Origin of the sequence: Coleofasciculus sp. LEGE 07092 (genome assembly GCF_015207375.1) — a bacterium.
Lineage (GTDB): Bacteria > Cyanobacteriota > Cyanobacteriia > Cyanobacteriales > Coleofasciculaceae > LEGE-07092.
The window spans coordinates 17932-35042 of sequence record NZ_JADEWY010000069.1 but is presented as its reverse complement, the minus strand read 5'-3'; the positions used below and the strand labels follow the sequence as shown (position 1 = coordinate 35042).

The window sequence follows — 17111 nt, the reverse complement described above, 5'->3', positions numbered from 1 at the left end:
ATCCTGAGCGATCCCCAAACGCGATCGCATTAAACTGGAGTTAGAGCCTATTAATTTTCCGGGTATTGGCGTTTTTCAGTAACGAGTTGGTAAAACGATGGTAGAGCGACGGATTGCGGAAATCTTGCGAACAAGTCAGCCTGATGAGTCAGTGACGATTAAAGGCTGGGTACGCACAAAACGAGAATTGAAAGAATTTGCCTTTATGGAGGTTAACGATGGCTCCTTTATGGCAAATTTGCAAGTCATTCTCAATCCAGATTTACCTGACTATGAAACGATTCTGAAACAGCTCAATACGGGGACATCCGTAGAGGTGACGGGTGTACTCGTGCCTTCCCCTGGCAAGGGGCAGCGAATTGAGTTGAAGGCATCTTCGGTAAACGTATATGGTGACTCTGATCCCGACACTTATCCCCTCCAGAAGAAACGCCATTCTTTTGAATTTTTGCGGACAATTGGGCATTTGCGAGCGCGTACCAATACTTTAGGGGCAGTATTCCGAGTGCGGAATGCTTGTGCTAGTGCTATCCATCAGTTTTTTCAGGAACGCGGGTTCTTGTGGGTTCACACCCCGATGATTACTGCGAATGACTGTGAAGGGGCGGGTGAGTTGTTCACCGTTACTAGCATGGATTTAAAAACCGTTCCCATGACGGAGGGGAAAGAAGTCGATTACAGTAAAGACTTTTTTGGACGCCCTGCCTATCTTACCGTCAGTGGTCAATTGCAAGCGGAAGTGATGGCGATGGCATTCCGGGATGTCTATACCTTTGGTCCCACGTTTCGGGCAGAAAATTCTAATACTTCCCGGCATTTAGCAGAGTTTTGGATGGTGGAACCGGAGATGGCGTTCTGCGATTTGCATGGGGATATGGATTTGGCAGAAGAGTTTCTGAAGTACATCTTTAAATCGGTGCTGGATCAATGCCCGGAGGATATGGAGTTTTTTAACCAGCGGATTGATAATACGGTGCTGGCAACGGCTGAGAATATTATCAATAATGAATTTGAGCGAATTAGTTATACAAACGCGATCGCTCTGTTGGAAAAAGCGGATCGCCAGTTCGAGTATCCGGTTGAGTGGGGATTGGATTTGCAGTCTGAACACGAACGCTATTTAGCAGAAGAGTTGTTTAAAAAACCGGTTATCGTCAGCAATTACCCGGTGGGGATCAAGGCTTTCTATATGCGTTTGAACGAGGACGACAAGACAGTTGCGGCAATGGATGTGCTTGCTCCTAAGATTGGTGAGATTATTGGCGGTTCTCAGCGGGAAGAACGCCTTGAGGTTCTTCAGCGACGGATTGAGAATCAGGGGATGAATCCAGAGGATTTGTGGTGGTATTTGGATTTACGGCGTTATGGCACGGTTCCCCATGCGGGATTTGGTTTGGGGTTTGAGCGGTTGGTGCAGTTTATGACGGGGATGGGGAATATTCGGGATGTGATTCCGTTCCCTCGGACGCCTTTGAGTGCGGAGTTTTGAGGAGAAGGCTGAGGAGGGGGGATTTGTTATTTAGCGCAGAGGTACGCGGAGGTTAGCGCAGAGGTACGCAGAGGTTGTGGTGAATGCGGCGGACTAATTTTGGTTGTTTGACTAAATGTAAGCGATCGCATTCCGCCGTTTCTGCTTCCTCTACGACACGAAGATGATGAAATATACCCTAAGTTCACGGAGGCAACTTCTAGGGAGTTAATTTTAACTTAATAAGGAAGTTAGATAAAAACACTGAAGAGTAATCTGAATGGAAACCCATGTGGAGTGCTTCCCAGAGGACAAGCACCCGGAGGCGGCTTTATACGAAAGTGAAGAACGCTTCCGCAGTGCCTTTAAGTACGCTGCTATTGGTATGGCGCTAGTGGCACTGGATGGACGTTGGCTGAAACTCAATCGCTCCTTGTGCAAACTTCTCGGCTATTCACAGCAAGAATTACTCGCTATAACCTTTCAGTATATCACGCATCCTGATGATTTGGATGCCGACCTCAACTATGTGGAGCAACTGCTGAGTGGCAAGATTAGTCACTATCAGATGGAGAAGCGGTATTTCCATAAGCAGGGACGTATTATATGGATTCTCCTGAGCGGATCATTGGTGCGCGATCGCGAGAGTCAACCCCTGTATTTTATTGCTCAGATTCAAGATATCAGCGATCGCAAGCAGGCAGAGACAGCACTAAAACGAGCCAAGGACGAGTTAGAAATTCGAGTTGAGGAGCGCACAGCTCAGTTAAGGCAAGCTCTGGAGCAACTGCAACTAGAAAGTGCAGAACGCAAAAAGTCAGCAGAAGCGCTACACGAGAGCGAACAACGGTATCGCTCCCTCGTCACTGCCACATCTCAGCTCGTCTGGATTACCGATCCTGAAGGTAGAACGCGGGGAACATCAGGCTGGCAAGCTATTACGGGTCAAAATCCGGAGGAGGCGCAGGGATTTGGATGGGTGGAGGTGATTCACCCGGATGATCGCGAACGTACTCTTAAAGATTGGACTGAAGCCATTGCCAGCAAAAGTTTGTATGAAACTGAATATCGCTTGCGAACTAAAGGTGGCAGTTATCGGGACTTTTTTGCTAGAGGTGTGCCTATCCTGGAAGCCGATGGCAGCATAAAGGAATGGGTGGGTACGAGTACCGATATCACCGATCGCAAACAAGCAGAAGAAGCACAGCGAAAAAGTGAGGAGCTTTACCGCACCTTTGCCAGAAACTTTCCCAATGGTGCTGTTTTGTTGTTTGACCGGGAGTTACGCTATATCCTCGCAGAAGGCACACACTTAACAAGCACTGGTTTTACCAAAGAGCAATTAGAAGGGAAAACGATTCGGGAAGTCTTACCACCGGAAACCTACGCCACCTTAGAGCCACTTTATCGTTCAGCGCTAGCGGGAGAAACCCAGAGTTCAGAAATTCCTTACGCTGACCGAATTTACCAAGTTCATACGCTTCCGGTCAGGAATGAGCAAGGAGAAATCTTTGCGGGGATGCTCATGTCCCAGGATATCACCGTTCAGAAACAGGCAGAGCAAGTGCTGAGAAATGCCAAGGACGAGTTAGAAGTCCGGGTTCGAGAACGGACACGGGAATTAGCCGAGGTGAATGCTAGCTTACAAACAGAAATTGCCGAACGGATCGAAGCGCAGCAGCAGCTAGAGCAATTGGCAGCAGATTTAAAGCGTTCTAACCAGGAACTCGAGCAGTTTGCTTATGTGGCATCCCATGATTTACAAGAGCCATTGCGAGCGGTGACAGGTTACACCCAACTGTTAGCACAGGAATACCAAGACCGTTTTGACGAGTCGGCTCAAGAGTATATGGGTTACGTCGTGGATGGCGCAACCCGGATGCAACAGTTGATTCGAGACTTGCTGGCTTATTCTCGTGTTGGCAGTCGCGCTCGAGAGTTTGCCCCAGTTGATTGTAATGGGGTGCTGCATCAGGTATTGGATAATCTGCAAATAGCGATCGCAGAAACTAACGCCAGCATTACCCATCAACCCTTACCCACCCTGATAGCCGATAATAACCAATTAGTACAGCTATTTCAAAATCTGATTGGCAACGCCATTAAATTCAATCGTAAGGGAGAATTACCCCAAGTTCACATTGAAGCCCAATTAAATGATGGGGAATGGCTCTTTAGCGTGCGGGACAATGGAATTGGCATCAAGCCTCAGTATCTGGAACGAATTTTCATCATTTTTAAACGCCTCCACACCCGCAAAGAATTTTCTGGGACTGGTATTGGTTTAGCGATTTGTAAAAAGATTGTCGAACGTCATAAAGGACGCATCTGGGTGGAGTCTCAGCCAGGAATGGGAACCACGTTTTACTTTACCATTCCCCAAGCGGCTGACTCCTCACTTGAATTAGGGACGAATCCCGATGATTAGCCGTCAGTTTTTCAGGAAAACAATCCCACGGGTGCGGCTGAAACCGAATAGCATTCGCACTCAACTCGGTTTCGCCCTTGGCGGTATCACGTTTTTGCTTGCCTTTGTCAGCAGTGCGATTATGGGGCAAGTTGTGCAGCGTCATATTCAAGAAGATAACGGTCAATACCTGGCGGAATTGGCATATCAAGTAGCTGATAAACTTGATCGTGGAATGTTCGAGCGCTACCGAGATATCCAAATCCGTAGTACCCGTGAAGAGTTCATCAATCCTCAAACGCCTGCATCGAGACAACGAGAAGTACTAGAAACGCTACAAAAAACCTATCCTGACTATGCTTGGATCGGTTTTGCTGATCGCTCCGGCATTGTGCGAGCGAGTACTGATAAATTGCTAGAAGGTGAAGATATTTCCCAAAGACCTTGGTTTATCCACGGACAAAAAAGACCGTTCATCAGTGATGTTCATGAAGCGCGGCTTCTGGCAAAATTAATCCCCAACTCAACGGGAGAACCTCTCCGTTTTGTTGATATAGCCGTACCTGTAGTTGATAACCAAGGAAATCACATAGGTGTGCTAGCGGCTTATTTAACTTGGGAATGGGCGAGGAATGTTGAAAACTCTTCACTTCGATTCTCTCAAAGTCCGTTTCCGATAGAAATGTTTGTCGTCAGTCAAGAAGGCAAAGTCTTACTGGCACCGAGAACGATTAAAGAGCGATTTCAGAAATTAGAATTAGCCAGCGTACAAGCAGCTCATCAGGGAAAAATAGGTCATCGAGTAGAAACGGGTTCAGACGGAAAAACCTATGTCACAGGTTTTGCACCCACTGTAGGGTATCGAGATTATCCTGGCTTGGGATGGGTGGTGCTATTGCGGAAAAATACAGAAATTGCCTTTGCACCCGCTCGGAAACTGCAACAGCAGATTCTTGGCTGGGGGTTCGGATTTGGTCTTTTATTATTTTGGGGTGGTTGGCTGATGGCGGGTCGAATTACTAACCCATTACAACGATTAGCTGAAGCCGCCGAGCAGTTCCGTCAAGGCGATCGCAATGTAAAAATTACTCAAGGGAGTGGTCAGTATGAAGTCAATAGTTTGGGTCAATCTCTGACGAGTTTATTTAAAACCCTGAGCCAGCAAGAACAAGCGTTAAAAACCGTTAACGAATCCTTAGAGCAACGGGTTCAGGAACGAACCCGCGAACTCAGCCAAACTAATGCCACCTTACAAACAGAAATTAGCGATCGCATCGCTGTAGAGCAAAAACTAAAGGAACTAACAACACACCTTCAACGCACGAATCAGGAACTCGAACAATTTTCCTTTGCAGCCGCTCACGATTTGCAAGAACCTCTGCGGATGGTAGTTAGTTATACCCAACTTTTGGCACAGGACTACCAACATAATTTTGATGAGTCTGCTCATGAGTATATGGGGTATGTCGTGGAAGGCTCAAAGCGGATGCAGCAATTGATTCAAGACTGGCTGACTTATTCCCGCTTGGGAAGTGGCTCTCAAAAATTGGCTCCTACAGATTGTAACGAGGTGCTGCGTCAGGTGCTGGAAAATTTACAAGAGGCGATCGCAGCAACTAACGCCACCATTACCTACAACTCCTTACCGACACTCATTGCCAACAAGAACCAATTGATACAATTATTTCAAAACCTGATTGAGAACGCTATTAAGTTTCACCGCCAGGATGATTTTCCACAAGTTTCTATTAACACAGAATTAAAGGGAGACAAATGGTTTTTTAGTCTTCATGATAACGGCATTGGCATCAAACCTCAGTATCTGAAGCGGATTTTCGTCCTTTTCAAACGCCTCCATACCCACAAAAAGTTTTCTGGTACGGGCATGGGTTTAGCGATTTGTAAAAAGATTGTCGAGCGTCACGGCGGACGCATCTGGGCTGAATCTCAACCTGGAGTAGGGACTACGTTTTACTTTACTATCCCCATCAATCCCGAACCTAGCAACGAACTTTCATGAACAGCCAAATGTTACAACCGATTGAAATTTTAATGATTGAAGACTCTCCCAGCGATGCTAATTTAACGATTAAAGGCTTCCAGAATGGCAAGATTACTAACAAGCTGAACTGGGTTGAAGATGGCGAGACGGCAATGGAGTATTTGCGACAGGAGGGAGAGTATGCTGATGCCACTCGTCCCGACTTGATTTTACTAGATTTAAATTTACCAGGGATGGATGGTCGGGAAGTACTCATCGAAATTAAAGCCGATCCCAATTTACAACTCATCCCGGTTGTGGTTCTCACGACTTCAGCAGATGAGGAGGATGTTCTCAGGTCTTATCAGCTTAATGCCAACTGCTATTGTACCAAGCCAATTGACGTTCATAGATTCATCGAGTTGGTGCAGTTGATTAATGATTTTTGGTTAGCCGCCGTCAAACTACCAAAGGAGTAAAATCAATGTATAAAACGCCCATTTGTATCCTCTTGGTAGAGGATAGTCCTAGTGATGCCATGTTACTGTGCCAGATATTTTACCGCTTAGGCAAGGACGGGTGGAATTTAGTCCATGTTGAGCGATTGAGTGATGCGATAGACATCGGTAATTCTGATTCCATAGATGCAGTTTTGTTAGACCTTTCTCTTCCTGATTCTGATGGGTTGGAAACTGTAGCAGAATTTCATACCTCCTTACCAGAAATTCCTATTGTAGTATTGACGGGGTTTGATGATGAAGATTTTGCTTTAGAGGCTGTAGCAATTGGAGCGCAGGATTATTTAGTTAAGGGACAAATCACGGATCAATTGCTGTTTCGTACTCTCCGCTATGCCATCGAGCGCGGACAAATACTGAAGCAGCTACAGGAGAGCGAACGCCGCTTCCGGGGGATTTTTGAGCAGACATTCCAATCGATGCGGCTGTTAAGTCCCGAAGGAAATGTCCTAGAAATTAACCAAACTGCCCTAGATTTTTGTGGTTCTAAACAAGAGGATATTGTTGGTCGTCCGCTGTGGGAGCTAAAATCTTGGAATTACTCCCAAGCTACTCAGGATTGGTTGAAAACTGCCACTGCGAATGCGCGTCAGGAGCAGTTTGTCCGAGGTGAAGTTCAGATGCGCGGTGCTGGTGATGGGATGGTGTGGGTTGATTTTTCCCTCAAACCCTTAAAGGATGAGACGGGGAAAGTCATCATGCTAATTGCCGAAGGTCGGGATATTAGCGATCGCAAACGAGCTGAAGCAGAAATCGTCAAGGCATTACAACAAGAACAGGAACTCAACGAGTTAAAAACCAGCTTTCTTTCCATGGTTTCCCATGAGTTCCGTACTCCCATGACTATTATTCAGTTCTCTGCCGAATTAATCGAAAAATATAATCAAAAATTAACAGAAGAGAAAAAAAGTAAATACTTTGAGCGGATTCAAAGTTCTATCAAAAATGTGCTCCAACTGCTAGATGAAGTCTTACTCCTTGGCAGGGCTGAGTCAGGGAAACTTCAGTACCAACCCACACCTCTCAATTTAAAAGAGTTTTGCGACGAACTCACCGAAACGTTAACTTTTAATGCCAGCAGTCAGCACAATATTACCTTGACCTATCAAGGGGATGCTACTCAGGTTGAGATGGATGAATTTCTGTTGCAGCACATCCTCGCTAATTTACTCTCCAATGCCATCAAATATTCCCCTGAAGGGGGTAATATCGGGTTTAACATAACCTGTCAAAATGGTACGGCAACCTTCCAAATCAAAGATGAAGGAATTGGCATTCCCTTAAAAGACCAAAACCGTCTGTTTGAAACGTTTGAGCGCAGCAGTAATGTCGGACAAATTAAAGGCACAGGACTGGGACTTTCTATTGTAAAACGATGTGTGGATTTACATAAGGGTCAGATTGAGGTAGAGAGTGGAGAGGGCGTTGGGACAACATTTAAAGTCATGCTGCCATTATTTTCACAGTTGCCGTAAAAAACGTAATTTAAAAATTCCCTACTCCCTTTCCTTAACACATAATTTTGGCTTAATGTCAAGCGATTCGTCAGGGGTTCCTGATGACCAATCGAATCTGCTGAGTTGATGATAATCTTAATGGAATCACTGCTTTGTCCCTCTAAAGTGTACCCGACGCTCTCTCACGTTCGGGTTTGTTTGGTAGCGTTTGTTACATTAAGGGTGGGTTTTGGGAATTCAGTGTAGTGTTAGTGAGTTCTCAACTCTTTTTCATTGGTGACGTTCTTGAGTCTCATGATTGAAAAAATTCAACAACCGCTTCACCCCGACAGCTCAATAGATTTCACCTCCCAGCGCCAGTTCCTGCTGGATTTGTTGTGCAAACTAGCTTATAAAGAGGGGGATTTTGTTCTCTCATCTGGGCAGCGAAGTTCTTACTACATCAATGGCAAGCAAGTCACCCTCCACCCGCAAGGAGCATTGACTATTGGACGGCTGCTACTGTCCCAACTACCAAGCGATACCCAGGCAGTTGCTGGTTTAACTCTGGGAGCCGACCCCATGGTGAGTGCAGTAAGCGTAGTTTCTGCCTTGGAAAATCGACCTATCCCAGCGCTGATTATCCGTAAAGAGGCGAAAGGACACGGTACGATGGCGTATATTGAAGGTCCGAGCCTGCAATCGGGTGCCAAGGTGGTCGTTTTGGAGGATGTGGTAACGACTGGACAATCAGCCATGAAAGCTGTTGAGCGGCTGAGAGAGGCAGGTTATCAAGTCAAGCACGTCTTGGCTTTGGTTGACCGATTGCAAGGGGGAGCAGAATTATATGAATCTGCTGGGTTAAGGTTTCAGGCTTTGTTTACTATCGAGGATGTGCAAGAGCGATACAAGCAACTGACTTTACCGTAAGTAGGGCAGGGGTTGTGCTGCGTGCCGCTAGCTAATGCCTGCCCTTGACAGGCAAGATGCCTGTCCTACGGGATAATTGATAGGTTGACTCTGTAGCTTGCTAGGCTTCCAAGATTAGCTCTGAGTTACGGGTTCCTTTGCGTCCTTCGCCAGAAACTTCTCCAGTTCAGTTAACGCATCGGCATCAACTTTAGTCTGCATGGGGCAGAACTTGGGACCACACATTGAGCAGAATTCTGCCGTTTTGTAAATGTCGGCAGGTAGAGTTTCATCGTGATACTCTCGTGCGCGATCGGGGTCGAGGGCTAGCTCAAATTGGCGATTCCAATCGAAATTGTAGCGAGCACGGGAGAGTTCGTCGTCGCGATCGCGTGCGCCTGGACGGTGCCGTGCAATATCGGCAGCATGGGCGGCAATTTTGTAGGCAATTAAACCACTGCGCACATCCTCAGCATTGGGAAGTCCTAAGTGTTCTTTAGGAGTCACATAGCATAACATTGCCGTCCCGTACCATCCTGCCATGGCTGCCCCAATTGCAGAGGTGATATGGTCGTAGCCGGGAGCAATATCTGTTACTAGAGGTCCAAGCACGTAGAACGGTGCTTCAGAGCATTCCTCCATTTGCTTCTTGACATTAAACTCAATTTGATCCATCGGTACATGACCTGGACCTTCTACCATCACTTGCACATTATGTTCCCAAGCTTTGCGAGTTAATTGTCCGAGGGTTTTGAGTTCTGCTAGTTGTGCTTCGTCAGAGGCATCGTGGGCGCAACCCGGACGCAGGGAATCTCCCAAACTGAAGGAGACATCATATTTTTTGAAAATCTCGATAATGTCTTGGAAGTGGGTGTAAAGAGGATTTTGCTTATGGTGGTGAAGCATCCACTTTGCAAGGATACCACCACCGCGAGAGACAATTCCCGTCAGCCGATTTCGCACTAAGGGCAGATGTTCTATGAGAATCCCTGCATGGATTGTCATATAGTCTACTCCCTGTTGGGCGTGTTTCTCAATGACGTGCAGAAAATCGGATGGTGTCAGGTTTTCTATATTGCCATGGACGCTTTCAAGCGCTTGGTAGACTGGCACGGTGCCAATGGGTACGGGTGAGGCGTTAATAATAGCCGTGCGAATTTCATCTAGGTTGCCGCCGCCAGTGGATAAGTCCATTACGGTGTCAGCACCGTACTTTACTGCCAAATTGAGCTTATCGACTTCTTCTTGCAGATTAGAAGAGTTAGGGGAGGCTCCAATATTGGCATTGACTTTACACGCTGAGGCGATGCCAATGCACATCGGTTCTAGGTTCGTGTGGTTGATATTAGCGGGAATAATCATCCGTCCCCGTGCTACCTCATCCCGAATCAACTCTGGTGAGAGCTTTTCCCGCTGTGCAACGTAGTGCATTTCTTCTGTAATCAAACCCTGGCGGGCGTAGTGCATTTGCGTGACGTTACTCTGCCCACGCCGCTTGGCAATCCATTCTGTTCGCATATTGGGTTCCTTTATAGACAGCTTCCCTTCGCTGGTATTAACCAGTCTCAGGTTCTAAGGGTGTAATCTCAGCCTGGTTGCTCAGGCACCCCTAGCTATGGTTGTTTATCGTACCATCTCAGTCGGGTGGGGACTTAGAGCTTCTCAAAAATTTACGTTTTGCAGGAACTTGTGAAATGACGGCAGGCGATCGCTCTCTCAAATATCTAACTATTAAGATAGGGGTGTCAGCACTCAGTTGTATTGCTCATGGTCAAGGTAAGCACAGACATCAAACTCACTCTCGAAGAATTTTTAGCGCTTCCAGAAGGAGATGTAAACTATGAGTTTGTCGATGGTCAGGCAATCCCTAAAGTGTCTCCCAAATATTTTCATTCAACCTTACAGGCAGCTTTTATTATTCTTCTCCGTACCTGGTGTAAGGGGAAAGGTAGAGTGGGTTCAGAGTGGGCAATTCTCTTGAAACGTCAGGGTAAAGATTGGGCACCTGTACCGGATTTGACCTATATCTCTTATGAACGTTTACCCAAAAGCTGGAAGCGGAATGAAGCCTGTCCAGAGTGTCCTGAACTAGTAATTGAGATTATCTCTCCAGATCAGACGATGAAGGAATTTGAAGATAAGGCTAAAGATTATTTAGAAGCGGGAGTGTCACGAGCTTGGGTTGTAGACCCTGAATCTATTAGTATTCGAGTCTTTTTATCCGATGAATCGATTCAAGTTTATACGGATAATAAGCCTATTGTAGATGCGTTACTTCCTGAATTAAAACTAACCACACGGCAGATTTTTGAAGAGGCAGAATTATTGTAGCGATCGCCTTTTATTTGAGGAGGGCATGATAGAGGAAGGTAGTGCGTTGGGAAATAGTGTATGATTAACAGATTTGTAGCGAAACGACCCAAAGATAAAATTGCTTGTGAGGCGATCGCACCTACTACTCATTCTCCGGCAAGTTACCAAACTGTTTTTGATAACGCGCTAACAACTCCTCTGGTGTTAAAAACCGATTTCCTTTATCGTCAAATTAGACGATAGGATATTGCTGTATATTTCTTCAAGTTTGATAGTAGTTTGTTTAATGTGAAAATAATTTTCCATTCGTTTACGTCCTTCTTGTACCATTTTTTCTCGAAGGTCTACTCTTTGAAAGAGTATCAAAATATATTTAGCTATTTCTTTACTGTCTTTTTCTTCAGTCAAAAACCCAGTTTCTTCATGAATTATTGCTTCAGGAATACCTGCATGAAAAGAGCTGATAACTGGCAAACCCATCGCCACTGCTTCTAAAATCACGATAGGAAGTCCTTCAGTTTCTCCTTGAGAAGTCGTTATACTGGGTGTGCATAATAGCATAGATTTATTCATCCATGATTTAACGACTTCAGGCGGTTGAACTCCTAAAAAATGATAATTCCTAATAGAATTTGCTGCTAAATTTTCTAAGCTAGAACGGAGAATACCATCTCCAATAATTACTAATTCTACATTAGGAATAGTTTTTTGAACTTGCGCGATCGCCCGAATTAGATATTCGCATCCTTTCTTTTCTATTAACCGCCCGACAAATAAAACAATGGCTTCTCGTTTTACTTCCGGATTGGGTGTAAATTTATCTACATCTATGCCGATATAGTTAACTTTTATTTTTTCAGGTGGACATCCTTTTTTAATTAGCTGAGAGCGGATAAACTCAGAAACAGCGATAAAACAGTGGGCTTGCTGAAAAAGGCGATCGCGGTTTTTAAAATACAGTTCTCGATAAAATTGACCGCGATTTTTGATAAAATCCCAAGTTTGTGAATATAAACCTTTAGATTGATTGAGTGCTAGTTCTGTGGTAGCATAATAACCATGAAAAGTTACAATTAGGGGTACGTTTAATTTTTTTGCCAGTGGCAGCACTAAAACCCCATCTAGACCGAAATGAGCATGAATTAAGCGAGGGGATAAATCTTGTAAAGGTTTAAGCCAGCGGGGATGGATGAAGCCTGTTAATTTATAAACTGTTTTCCAGAGTTCGGGAGGAGATGCCAAGTCACCGAGAATAATTATTCTATCTTGGGGGAGCATTGATTTGGCAGTGGGAAAGCGTGAGGTGCCAACGTAGAAGCCTTGATAGGATGAAAACTTCTCGACTTGTGCTGGGATGAAGGTTTCTGAGTAGGGAATTAATTGGTCGCGATAGATAATGACTGTTGGTTTCATCGGCTATTTTGGTAGTAGGGAACGCACTAAAGACTTAGCAACCCCACGAGAAAGAGGTGGGCCTGTAATAGGTGACACAGCAAGTTCTGGTGCAGCTTTACAAGCTTTGATATAACAATTTAAGGCTTCTTTGTAGTTACCTTTTCTGTACTCATCTTCAGCCTTTTCTGAACAGTGGGCACTTTTTCGAATACGTTTTCCTCTTGGTTGTTCTTCAGCAGGAAGACTAGCAATAAATGCTTGAAATACCTTTTCTCTTAATTCCACAATGTTTTTTGGACGCCACTGATCGTGGTGAACCCTGTATTCCACAGTAATTGCAGGTAGCAACATTACAGGGCCAAGCCTTGCGAGTCGAAGCCATAGATCTCGATCTTCTACCCGGTAAAAATCCCGACTAAATCCACCTATCTCTTTCACCGATGCAGTTCGGTACAAGTTTTGACCAGAAACAGCCGACCAACCTGCTAGAAGTTCTGACCAAATAATTCGTTTGCAGGGAATAATTGGATGCTCAATCTTGAGAGCATACACCCCCTCTTTAAACTTCCATCTTGCACCGATAGTTGCTACTAGCTGGGGGTCGTTATTCAAGGGTTTAACCAGTGTTGCTAAGGCATCGGGACGCAACAAATCATCATCGTCAAAGAACATGATAAACTTTCCAGCACTCTCAACTAGCCCCCTGTTACAAGCTCCCTCTCTGAAAGATTGTTCACTCAGTCGAAATGCTCGTATTCGTTCATCTTTTAATTCGGTGAGCCATTCCCATGTTCCGTCAGAAGACATATCATCAACGACTATCAATTCCCAATTTTTAAAAGTTTGTCCTTTGACACTTTTTACAGCCTGTTTTAGAAATTGAAGTCTGTTATGAGTAGGAATGACTACAGATACTAATGATTGCTGCATAATAAATATTTTTATCCTAAACTTATAACCAGTGAGACAAATCCATTTGAATTAAATCTTGAAGTTTTAAAATATCTTCTCGGTATTCCTCTACAAATTTTCTTCTTACCACCACTGGTAAGTATGGTTTTTGATCGGAAAGATTAATATTAATTAATTTATTTTTGATTTTATTTCTTAAACTTGGTGGTATTATTGAGCCTAAAATAGAGTCGGCTGGATTGGCTCTAAGCATAATTTTATTATAAACTCGACTTATTGGGATACGAGAATCATTATATTTTGTAGAGTTATCAGGAACAAATTTATCATCTACACCCAAAAACTTATAAATATCTTGCAATACACTAATCTGTTTTTTCTTGAAATCTTCATAGATATATACTCTAATTTGCTCTGGTTCAAATAAATCAAAATAGCGTTTCATTTGGACATAATAAAATCCCTTTTGTTTATAATGAAAACGAGGAGACCAATTCTTGAGAATTCGTTTGGATTCTAACTCCATTGCTTGCACAAAATCAACATTAATTGGCTCTAGGTCGTCACGAACTGAGTGCAAAAAGTTTGAATAAGCTCTTTCAACTGGATCTCGAAGCATCGCAATTAGTTTCACATCAAGAATATAGTGTTTAATTTTACTAGGGATATTTGGTAAATAAATATACCAGGGAGATACTTCACCAATTGCTATTTCTTGTGAAGCTTTTTTAAATAAATTGCGGTAAGACTCAATATCCTTAATTTGCTGATATTTTCTCAAAAATGGTTCATTGGCATTAAAGTTTAAATTTTCTTCTTCAAGGAATACAAAAAACTGAGTTTCTTTTAACGAACTCATATAGATTTGTGGATGCTGTTTTAGATAACGATATAGTGCTGTTGTTCCTGCCTTAGCTGCACCGATAATTAGAAAATTAGGCATTGTCATCTTTTTATTCTCTCTTAATTTTTGTAACTACCAAATCAGTTTCTGAACAACAATTCAATGGCGTCATCCAACACCAACCTGACCACACAACTCATAAAATACCTTTACAAAATGTGACTTATTATGATTCTCACTCACCCATTTTCGACCCTCCTTACCCAAGCGAGTCCGTAACTCTTTATCGTCTAAAAAGCGATTCAACCCCTCTACAAACTTCGGGATTCCGTCCATTCCCGTACCATCTCAACGCCCCACATAAATGCCAAACCGAGAAACCACATTTTCCGGGTCTAAACAACTCAAAATAGGCGTTTCACACTTCAATGCTTCCTGAAAACTAACAGCTAAACCCTCGTGAATAGAAGTATTAATCAAAACCCAAGCTTCCGAAAGAATCCGAATTTTATCCACTCCCCCTACATGACCCATTAATTTCACATTATCAGGTAATGAAGTAGGCTCCCAAGCCCCCTCTCCTTCAAAGTGGAGTTTTCCCATAAAAATAAATTCTACATCAGGAAAATGACGAGCTAGTTCAGCAAATAACCAAGGACGTTTGTAGGGGTCAAGACGTGCCAAGAAAACCACTGTCGGTTTCTCACTTTTAACAACATCTCCTGGTTCCATATCTATAATATTTGGCAGAAATGTCACCTCTGAAGGTTCTACTCCATAAGTTCCCAACACTTTGTCTTTCAAAAACGGTGCAGGAGTCGCAAATAAAACTGGGCGACTCAACCATTGAGAAATCCGAAATACTTGGGCAAAAGAAGTACAGTCAAAGCACTTTAATCCTTGAGGGTAAACATTTTCTGCACCCGGAATCCGAACGGTATCAATCTTAGCCACATCTTCCGGTGGTCTGGGGTCGCGCACCCACAAAATAATTGGAGTTCTTGGCAATATCCAGAATAAAGGGCGATAGTTGGGACGGTAGTCGATTGATAAGATTAGGTCTATTTTCTCGCGCCAGATGCGTCGTGCGTAAGCGAGCTTATTGTGCTGGCGAAGAATGAGGCGAGTATTGTGGACTATCGGGTCTGGTTCCCCTGGTTTAGCATAGGCTTCCCCTGCTAAAAAGACTACTTCTACTCCCAAATCAGGGTCTGAGTTGAAACATTCAGCGACCTGACTCGCAGCCCAACCGAATCCTCCCATTCTACCTTGAGAAAGAGCAAAAAATTCATTGCAAATAATACCAAGTTTAATAGAACTTTTCTTTAAGTTATTCATTAGACTATTTAGTTTTTACCTAAAATTTCCTGAATAGGTGAACCATCTGTTTCTTTTAACGGTGCATCTAACAAAAGACCAATCGTCGGTGCTAAATCTTCTACTTTTATGGTAATCTCCAGTTTCCGAGCAGTCAACGATGAACTATTCAGCCAAAATAGGGCGCTCTCATTGTGTTCTCCAGACCTGCGAGTATAGCATTTAACTTCAAATTGTCCTAGTTCTTCTGAACCCACCTGTCTAATCGGATAGTCTCTATTCCACAGGACAACAAGATCGGGTAATCGATCTAAAGCTTGTCCTTGATAAAGTTGATTTACCTGAATAACTTCCTCTACTAAAGGAGTTCCTGTTTCGATATTTTTCACAGTAGAAAGAGAGTGGCGCAGAAAGTCACATATTTCATTATATTCTTGCCCTCTTTTAATTAAACCATGAGGTTCTCTGTCAACTACATTTAGTCTAATAGCACACCCCGTATTTCCAAACGGCAACGTGAACAATCTCTGTTGACTAGCTAATACCTTTTTTTCTTGTTTCTTAACGGCTTCAGGTATTTGGTCGTAAATCTTACTTCTTACTTGTTTGGGTAGATACTTTCGGAGTAGAGTTCTAACTTGGGGAATCAGAGATTGATGTCTTTTCTTTGTCAGCTTAGATTGCTTTATATAATTTTGTTCAATTTTTTGTAAAATATGGTCAAAACCTTCATTAGCCGCATAATTCTTAGTCATTCCTGGTCCAGCAAATAGAATTACCTCGGTGTAATCAAGATTGTTAATTATTTTGCCGATCGCTTGATCTAAAGCTACATAAACCTCTTTAACTGGATCACCAAAGCTGCTATCATAGTCTTCGTGGGTGCAGTCATGTAAATGCCAACACATATGACCAACATCATGAGGCTCACCAAATACGGTCATAAAAAGATCATAATCTGATTGTTTTGCGAGTTGAATTGTTTGTTCAGCTCTCACGGCAATTCTTTTTTTCATTAGGTCAATAAAAGATTGAAGACTATGATTGTGAAGATATAATTCTGGTCTTTCCCCTATTTCATCCTCACCAAACGTCTCAATTACAGATTGAGCTAAACTCTCTGGATAACTTCTGGGAATAGCATCTCGGCGATCATGAGTTAACCAATCAGCTATTTGAAATCCGTTGATGTCCCGCGTCAGAGGTGCTCTAGGTACATCAACAATTCCCACTCGTTTTCCCTGTTTACTCAACTCAACCCAAAACGGTAACGCTTGATAGTCAGTATCTTCATGAAACTGATGCTTAAAATTGTATGTACCTGGCTCAATGCTAAGGTAATTGTATCGAACGTGTTTACTCGGATCAACGCCAGTAAATAGAGAGGGCCACATCGCACCATTACTAAAACCTTTAGGAATTTGTACATTGCCCCAGATACTCCTTGTCCAAATGTTTTGCAAATTAGGAAGACTACCCTCTTGACTCCACTGCTTGAGGAGTTCTGGTTCAGCAGAATCTAAGCCGATGAATAAGAGTTTTTTTGTTGTCATATATTTAAAGGTTTCCAGTAAACAACTAATAAGCTAATAATTAACTTAATCTAGTTTA

Annotated in this window: 14 protein-coding genes and 1 riboswitch; of the genes, 7 read left to right on the top strand and 7 right to left on the bottom strand. The window is 43.4% G+C overall.

What is annotated here, in order from left to right; translation table 11 throughout:
* Positions 1-97: 97 nt before the first annotated feature.
* The 6 genes from asnS (at position 98) to pyrE (ending at position 8740) form a co-directional block, all read left to right on the top strand.
* Complete coding sequence (gene asnS, locus IQ257_RS17160) at positions 98-1489, top strand: asparagine--tRNA ligase (RefSeq protein ID WP_193874621.1); 1392 nt, start codon at positions 98-100, stop codon at positions 1487-1489.
* 259 nt (positions 1490-1748) lie between these two features.
* Positions 1749-3896, top strand: coding sequence for a PAS domain S-box protein (locus IQ257_RS17155; RefSeq protein WP_193874619.1), 2148 nt, complete (start codon positions 1749-1751; stop codon positions 3894-3896).
* Positions 3889-5895, top strand: a complete 2007-nt coding sequence (locus IQ257_RS17150; RefSeq protein WP_193874617.1) for an ATP-binding protein — start codon at positions 3889-3891, stop codon at positions 5893-5895. The genes IQ257_RS17155 and IQ257_RS17150 overlap by 8 nt, the downstream gene beginning before the upstream one ends.
* Positions 5892-6335 carry a response regulator gene (locus IQ257_RS17145; RefSeq protein ID WP_193874615.1) on the top strand — a complete coding sequence of 148 codons (444 nt, stop codon included), beginning with the start codon at positions 5892-5894 and terminating at the stop codon, positions 6333-6335. Before IQ257_RS17150 ends, IQ257_RS17145 begins: the two co-directional genes overlap by 4 nt.
* A gap of 5 nt (positions 6336-6340) precedes the next feature.
* Entirely contained in the window at positions 6341-7849 is a 1509-nt protein-coding gene (locus IQ257_RS17140) for an ATP-binding protein (RefSeq protein ID WP_193874613.1), read from the top strand.
* Positions 7850-8125: 276 nt separating this feature from the next.
* On the top strand, positions 8126-8740 hold the full coding sequence (gene pyrE, locus IQ257_RS17135; protein ID WP_193874611.1) for an orotate phosphoribosyltransferase: 615 nt from the start codon (positions 8126-8128) through the stop codon (positions 8738-8740).
* 114 nt (positions 8741-8854) lie between these two features.
* Here pyrE and thiC read toward each other — a convergent pair whose 3' ends face one another.
* Positions 8855-10237 (bottom strand): phosphomethylpyrimidine synthase ThiC, encoded by a 1383-nt coding sequence (thiC, locus tag IQ257_RS17130; RefSeq protein ID WP_193874609.1) that lies wholly within the window; start codon positions 10235-10237, stop codon positions 8855-8857.
* 6 nt (positions 10238-10243) lie between these two features.
* A riboswitch (TPP riboswitch) is annotated at positions 10244-10340 on the bottom strand.
* Positions 10341-10486: 146 nt separating this feature from the next.
* On the opposite strand from thiC, the gene IQ257_RS17125 reads away from it, so the two are divergent.
* The gene (locus IQ257_RS17125) at positions 10487-11050 is read left to right on the top strand and encodes a Uma2 family endonuclease (RefSeq protein ID WP_193874607.1); all 564 of its coding nucleotides are present in this window, start codon (positions 10487-10489) and stop codon (positions 11048-11050) included.
* 186 nt (positions 11051-11236) lie between these two features.
* On the opposite strand, the gene IQ257_RS17120 is transcribed toward IQ257_RS17125, so the two are convergent.
* The 6 genes from IQ257_RS17120 to IQ257_RS17100 form a co-directional block, all read right to left on the bottom strand.
* Positions 11237-12445, bottom strand: a complete 1209-nt coding sequence (locus IQ257_RS17120; RefSeq protein WP_193874605.1) for a glycosyltransferase — start codon at positions 12443-12445, stop codon at positions 11237-11239.
* 3 nt (positions 12446-12448) lie between these two features.
* Positions 12449-13357 carry a glycosyltransferase gene (locus IQ257_RS17115; RefSeq protein ID WP_193874603.1) on the bottom strand — a complete coding sequence of 303 codons (909 nt, stop codon included), beginning with the start codon at positions 13355-13357 and terminating at the stop codon, positions 12449-12451.
* A gap of 22 nt (positions 13358-13379) precedes the next feature.
* Positions 13380-14282, bottom strand: a complete 903-nt coding sequence (locus IQ257_RS17110) for a sulfotransferase family protein (RefSeq protein ID WP_228060787.1) — start codon at positions 14280-14282, stop codon at positions 13380-13382.
* 69 nt (positions 14283-14351) lie between these two features.
* Positions 14352-14519 carry a glycosyltransferase gene (locus IQ257_RS30140; RefSeq protein WP_228060786.1) on the bottom strand — a complete coding sequence of 56 codons (168 nt, stop codon included), beginning with the start codon at positions 14517-14519 and terminating at the stop codon, positions 14352-14354.
* 12 nt (positions 14520-14531) lie between these two features.
* Positions 14532-15521 (bottom strand): glycosyltransferase family 4 protein, encoded by a 990-nt coding sequence (locus tag IQ257_RS17105; RefSeq protein ID WP_228060785.1) that lies wholly within the window; start codon positions 15519-15521, stop codon positions 14532-14534.
* Positions 15522-15529: 8 nt separating this feature from the next.
* Positions 15530-17053 carry an alkaline phosphatase family protein gene (locus IQ257_RS17100; protein WP_193874599.1) on the bottom strand — a complete coding sequence of 508 codons (1524 nt, stop codon included), beginning with the start codon at positions 17051-17053 and terminating at the stop codon, positions 15530-15532.
* Positions 17054-17111: the final 58 nt, after the last annotated feature.

Excerpts from the sequence above, each read along its gene's own strand:
- asnS (WP_193874621.1), top strand. The coding sequence starts at position 98 with ATGGTAGAGCGACGGATTGCGGAAATCTTGCGAACAAGTCAGCCTGAT.
- IQ257_RS17145 (WP_193874615.1), top strand. The coding sequence starts at position 5,892 with ATGAACAGCCAAATGTTACAACCGATTGAAATTTTAATGATTGAAGAC.
- IQ257_RS30140 (WP_228060786.1), bottom strand. The coding sequence starts at position 14,519 with ATGGACGGAATCCCGAAGTTTGTAGAGGGGTTGAATCGCTTTTTAGAC.
- IQ257_RS17120 (WP_193874605.1), bottom strand. The coding sequence starts at position 12,445 with ATGAAACCAACAGTCATTATCTATCGCGACCAATTAATTCCCTACTCA.
- IQ257_RS17100 (WP_193874599.1), bottom strand. The coding sequence starts at position 17,053 with ATGACAACAAAAAAACTCTTATTCATCGGCTTAGATTCTGCTGAACCA.
- IQ257_RS17155 (WP_193874619.1), top strand. The coding sequence starts at position 1,749 with ATGGAAACCCATGTGGAGTGCTTCCCAGAGGACAAGCACCCGGAGGCG.
- IQ257_RS17115 (WP_193874603.1), bottom strand. The coding sequence starts at position 13,357 with ATGCAGCAATCATTAGTATCTGTAGTCATTCCTACTCATAACAGACTT.
- IQ257_RS17105 (WP_228060785.1), bottom strand. The coding sequence starts at position 15,521 with ATGAATAACTTAAAGAAAAGTTCTATTAAACTTGGTATTATTTGCAAT.
- IQ257_RS17110 (WP_228060787.1), bottom strand. The coding sequence starts at position 14,282 with ATGCCTAATTTTCTAATTATCGGTGCAGCTAAGGCAGGAACAACAGCA.
- IQ257_RS17125 (WP_193874607.1), top strand. The coding sequence starts at position 10,487 with ATGGTCAAGGTAAGCACAGACATCAAACTCACTCTCGAAGAATTTTTA.
- thiC (WP_193874609.1), bottom strand. The coding sequence starts at position 10,237 with ATGCGAACAGAATGGATTGCCAAGCGGCGTGGGCAGAGTAACGTCACG.
- IQ257_RS17150 (WP_193874617.1), top strand. The coding sequence starts at position 3,889 with ATGATTAGCCGTCAGTTTTTCAGGAAAACAATCCCACGGGTGCGGCTG.
- pyrE (WP_193874611.1), top strand. The coding sequence starts at position 8,126 with ATGATTGAAAAAATTCAACAACCGCTTCACCCCGACAGCTCAATAGAT.
- IQ257_RS17140 (WP_193874613.1), top strand. The coding sequence starts at position 6,341 with ATGTATAAAACGCCCATTTGTATCCTCTTGGTAGAGGATAGTCCTAGT.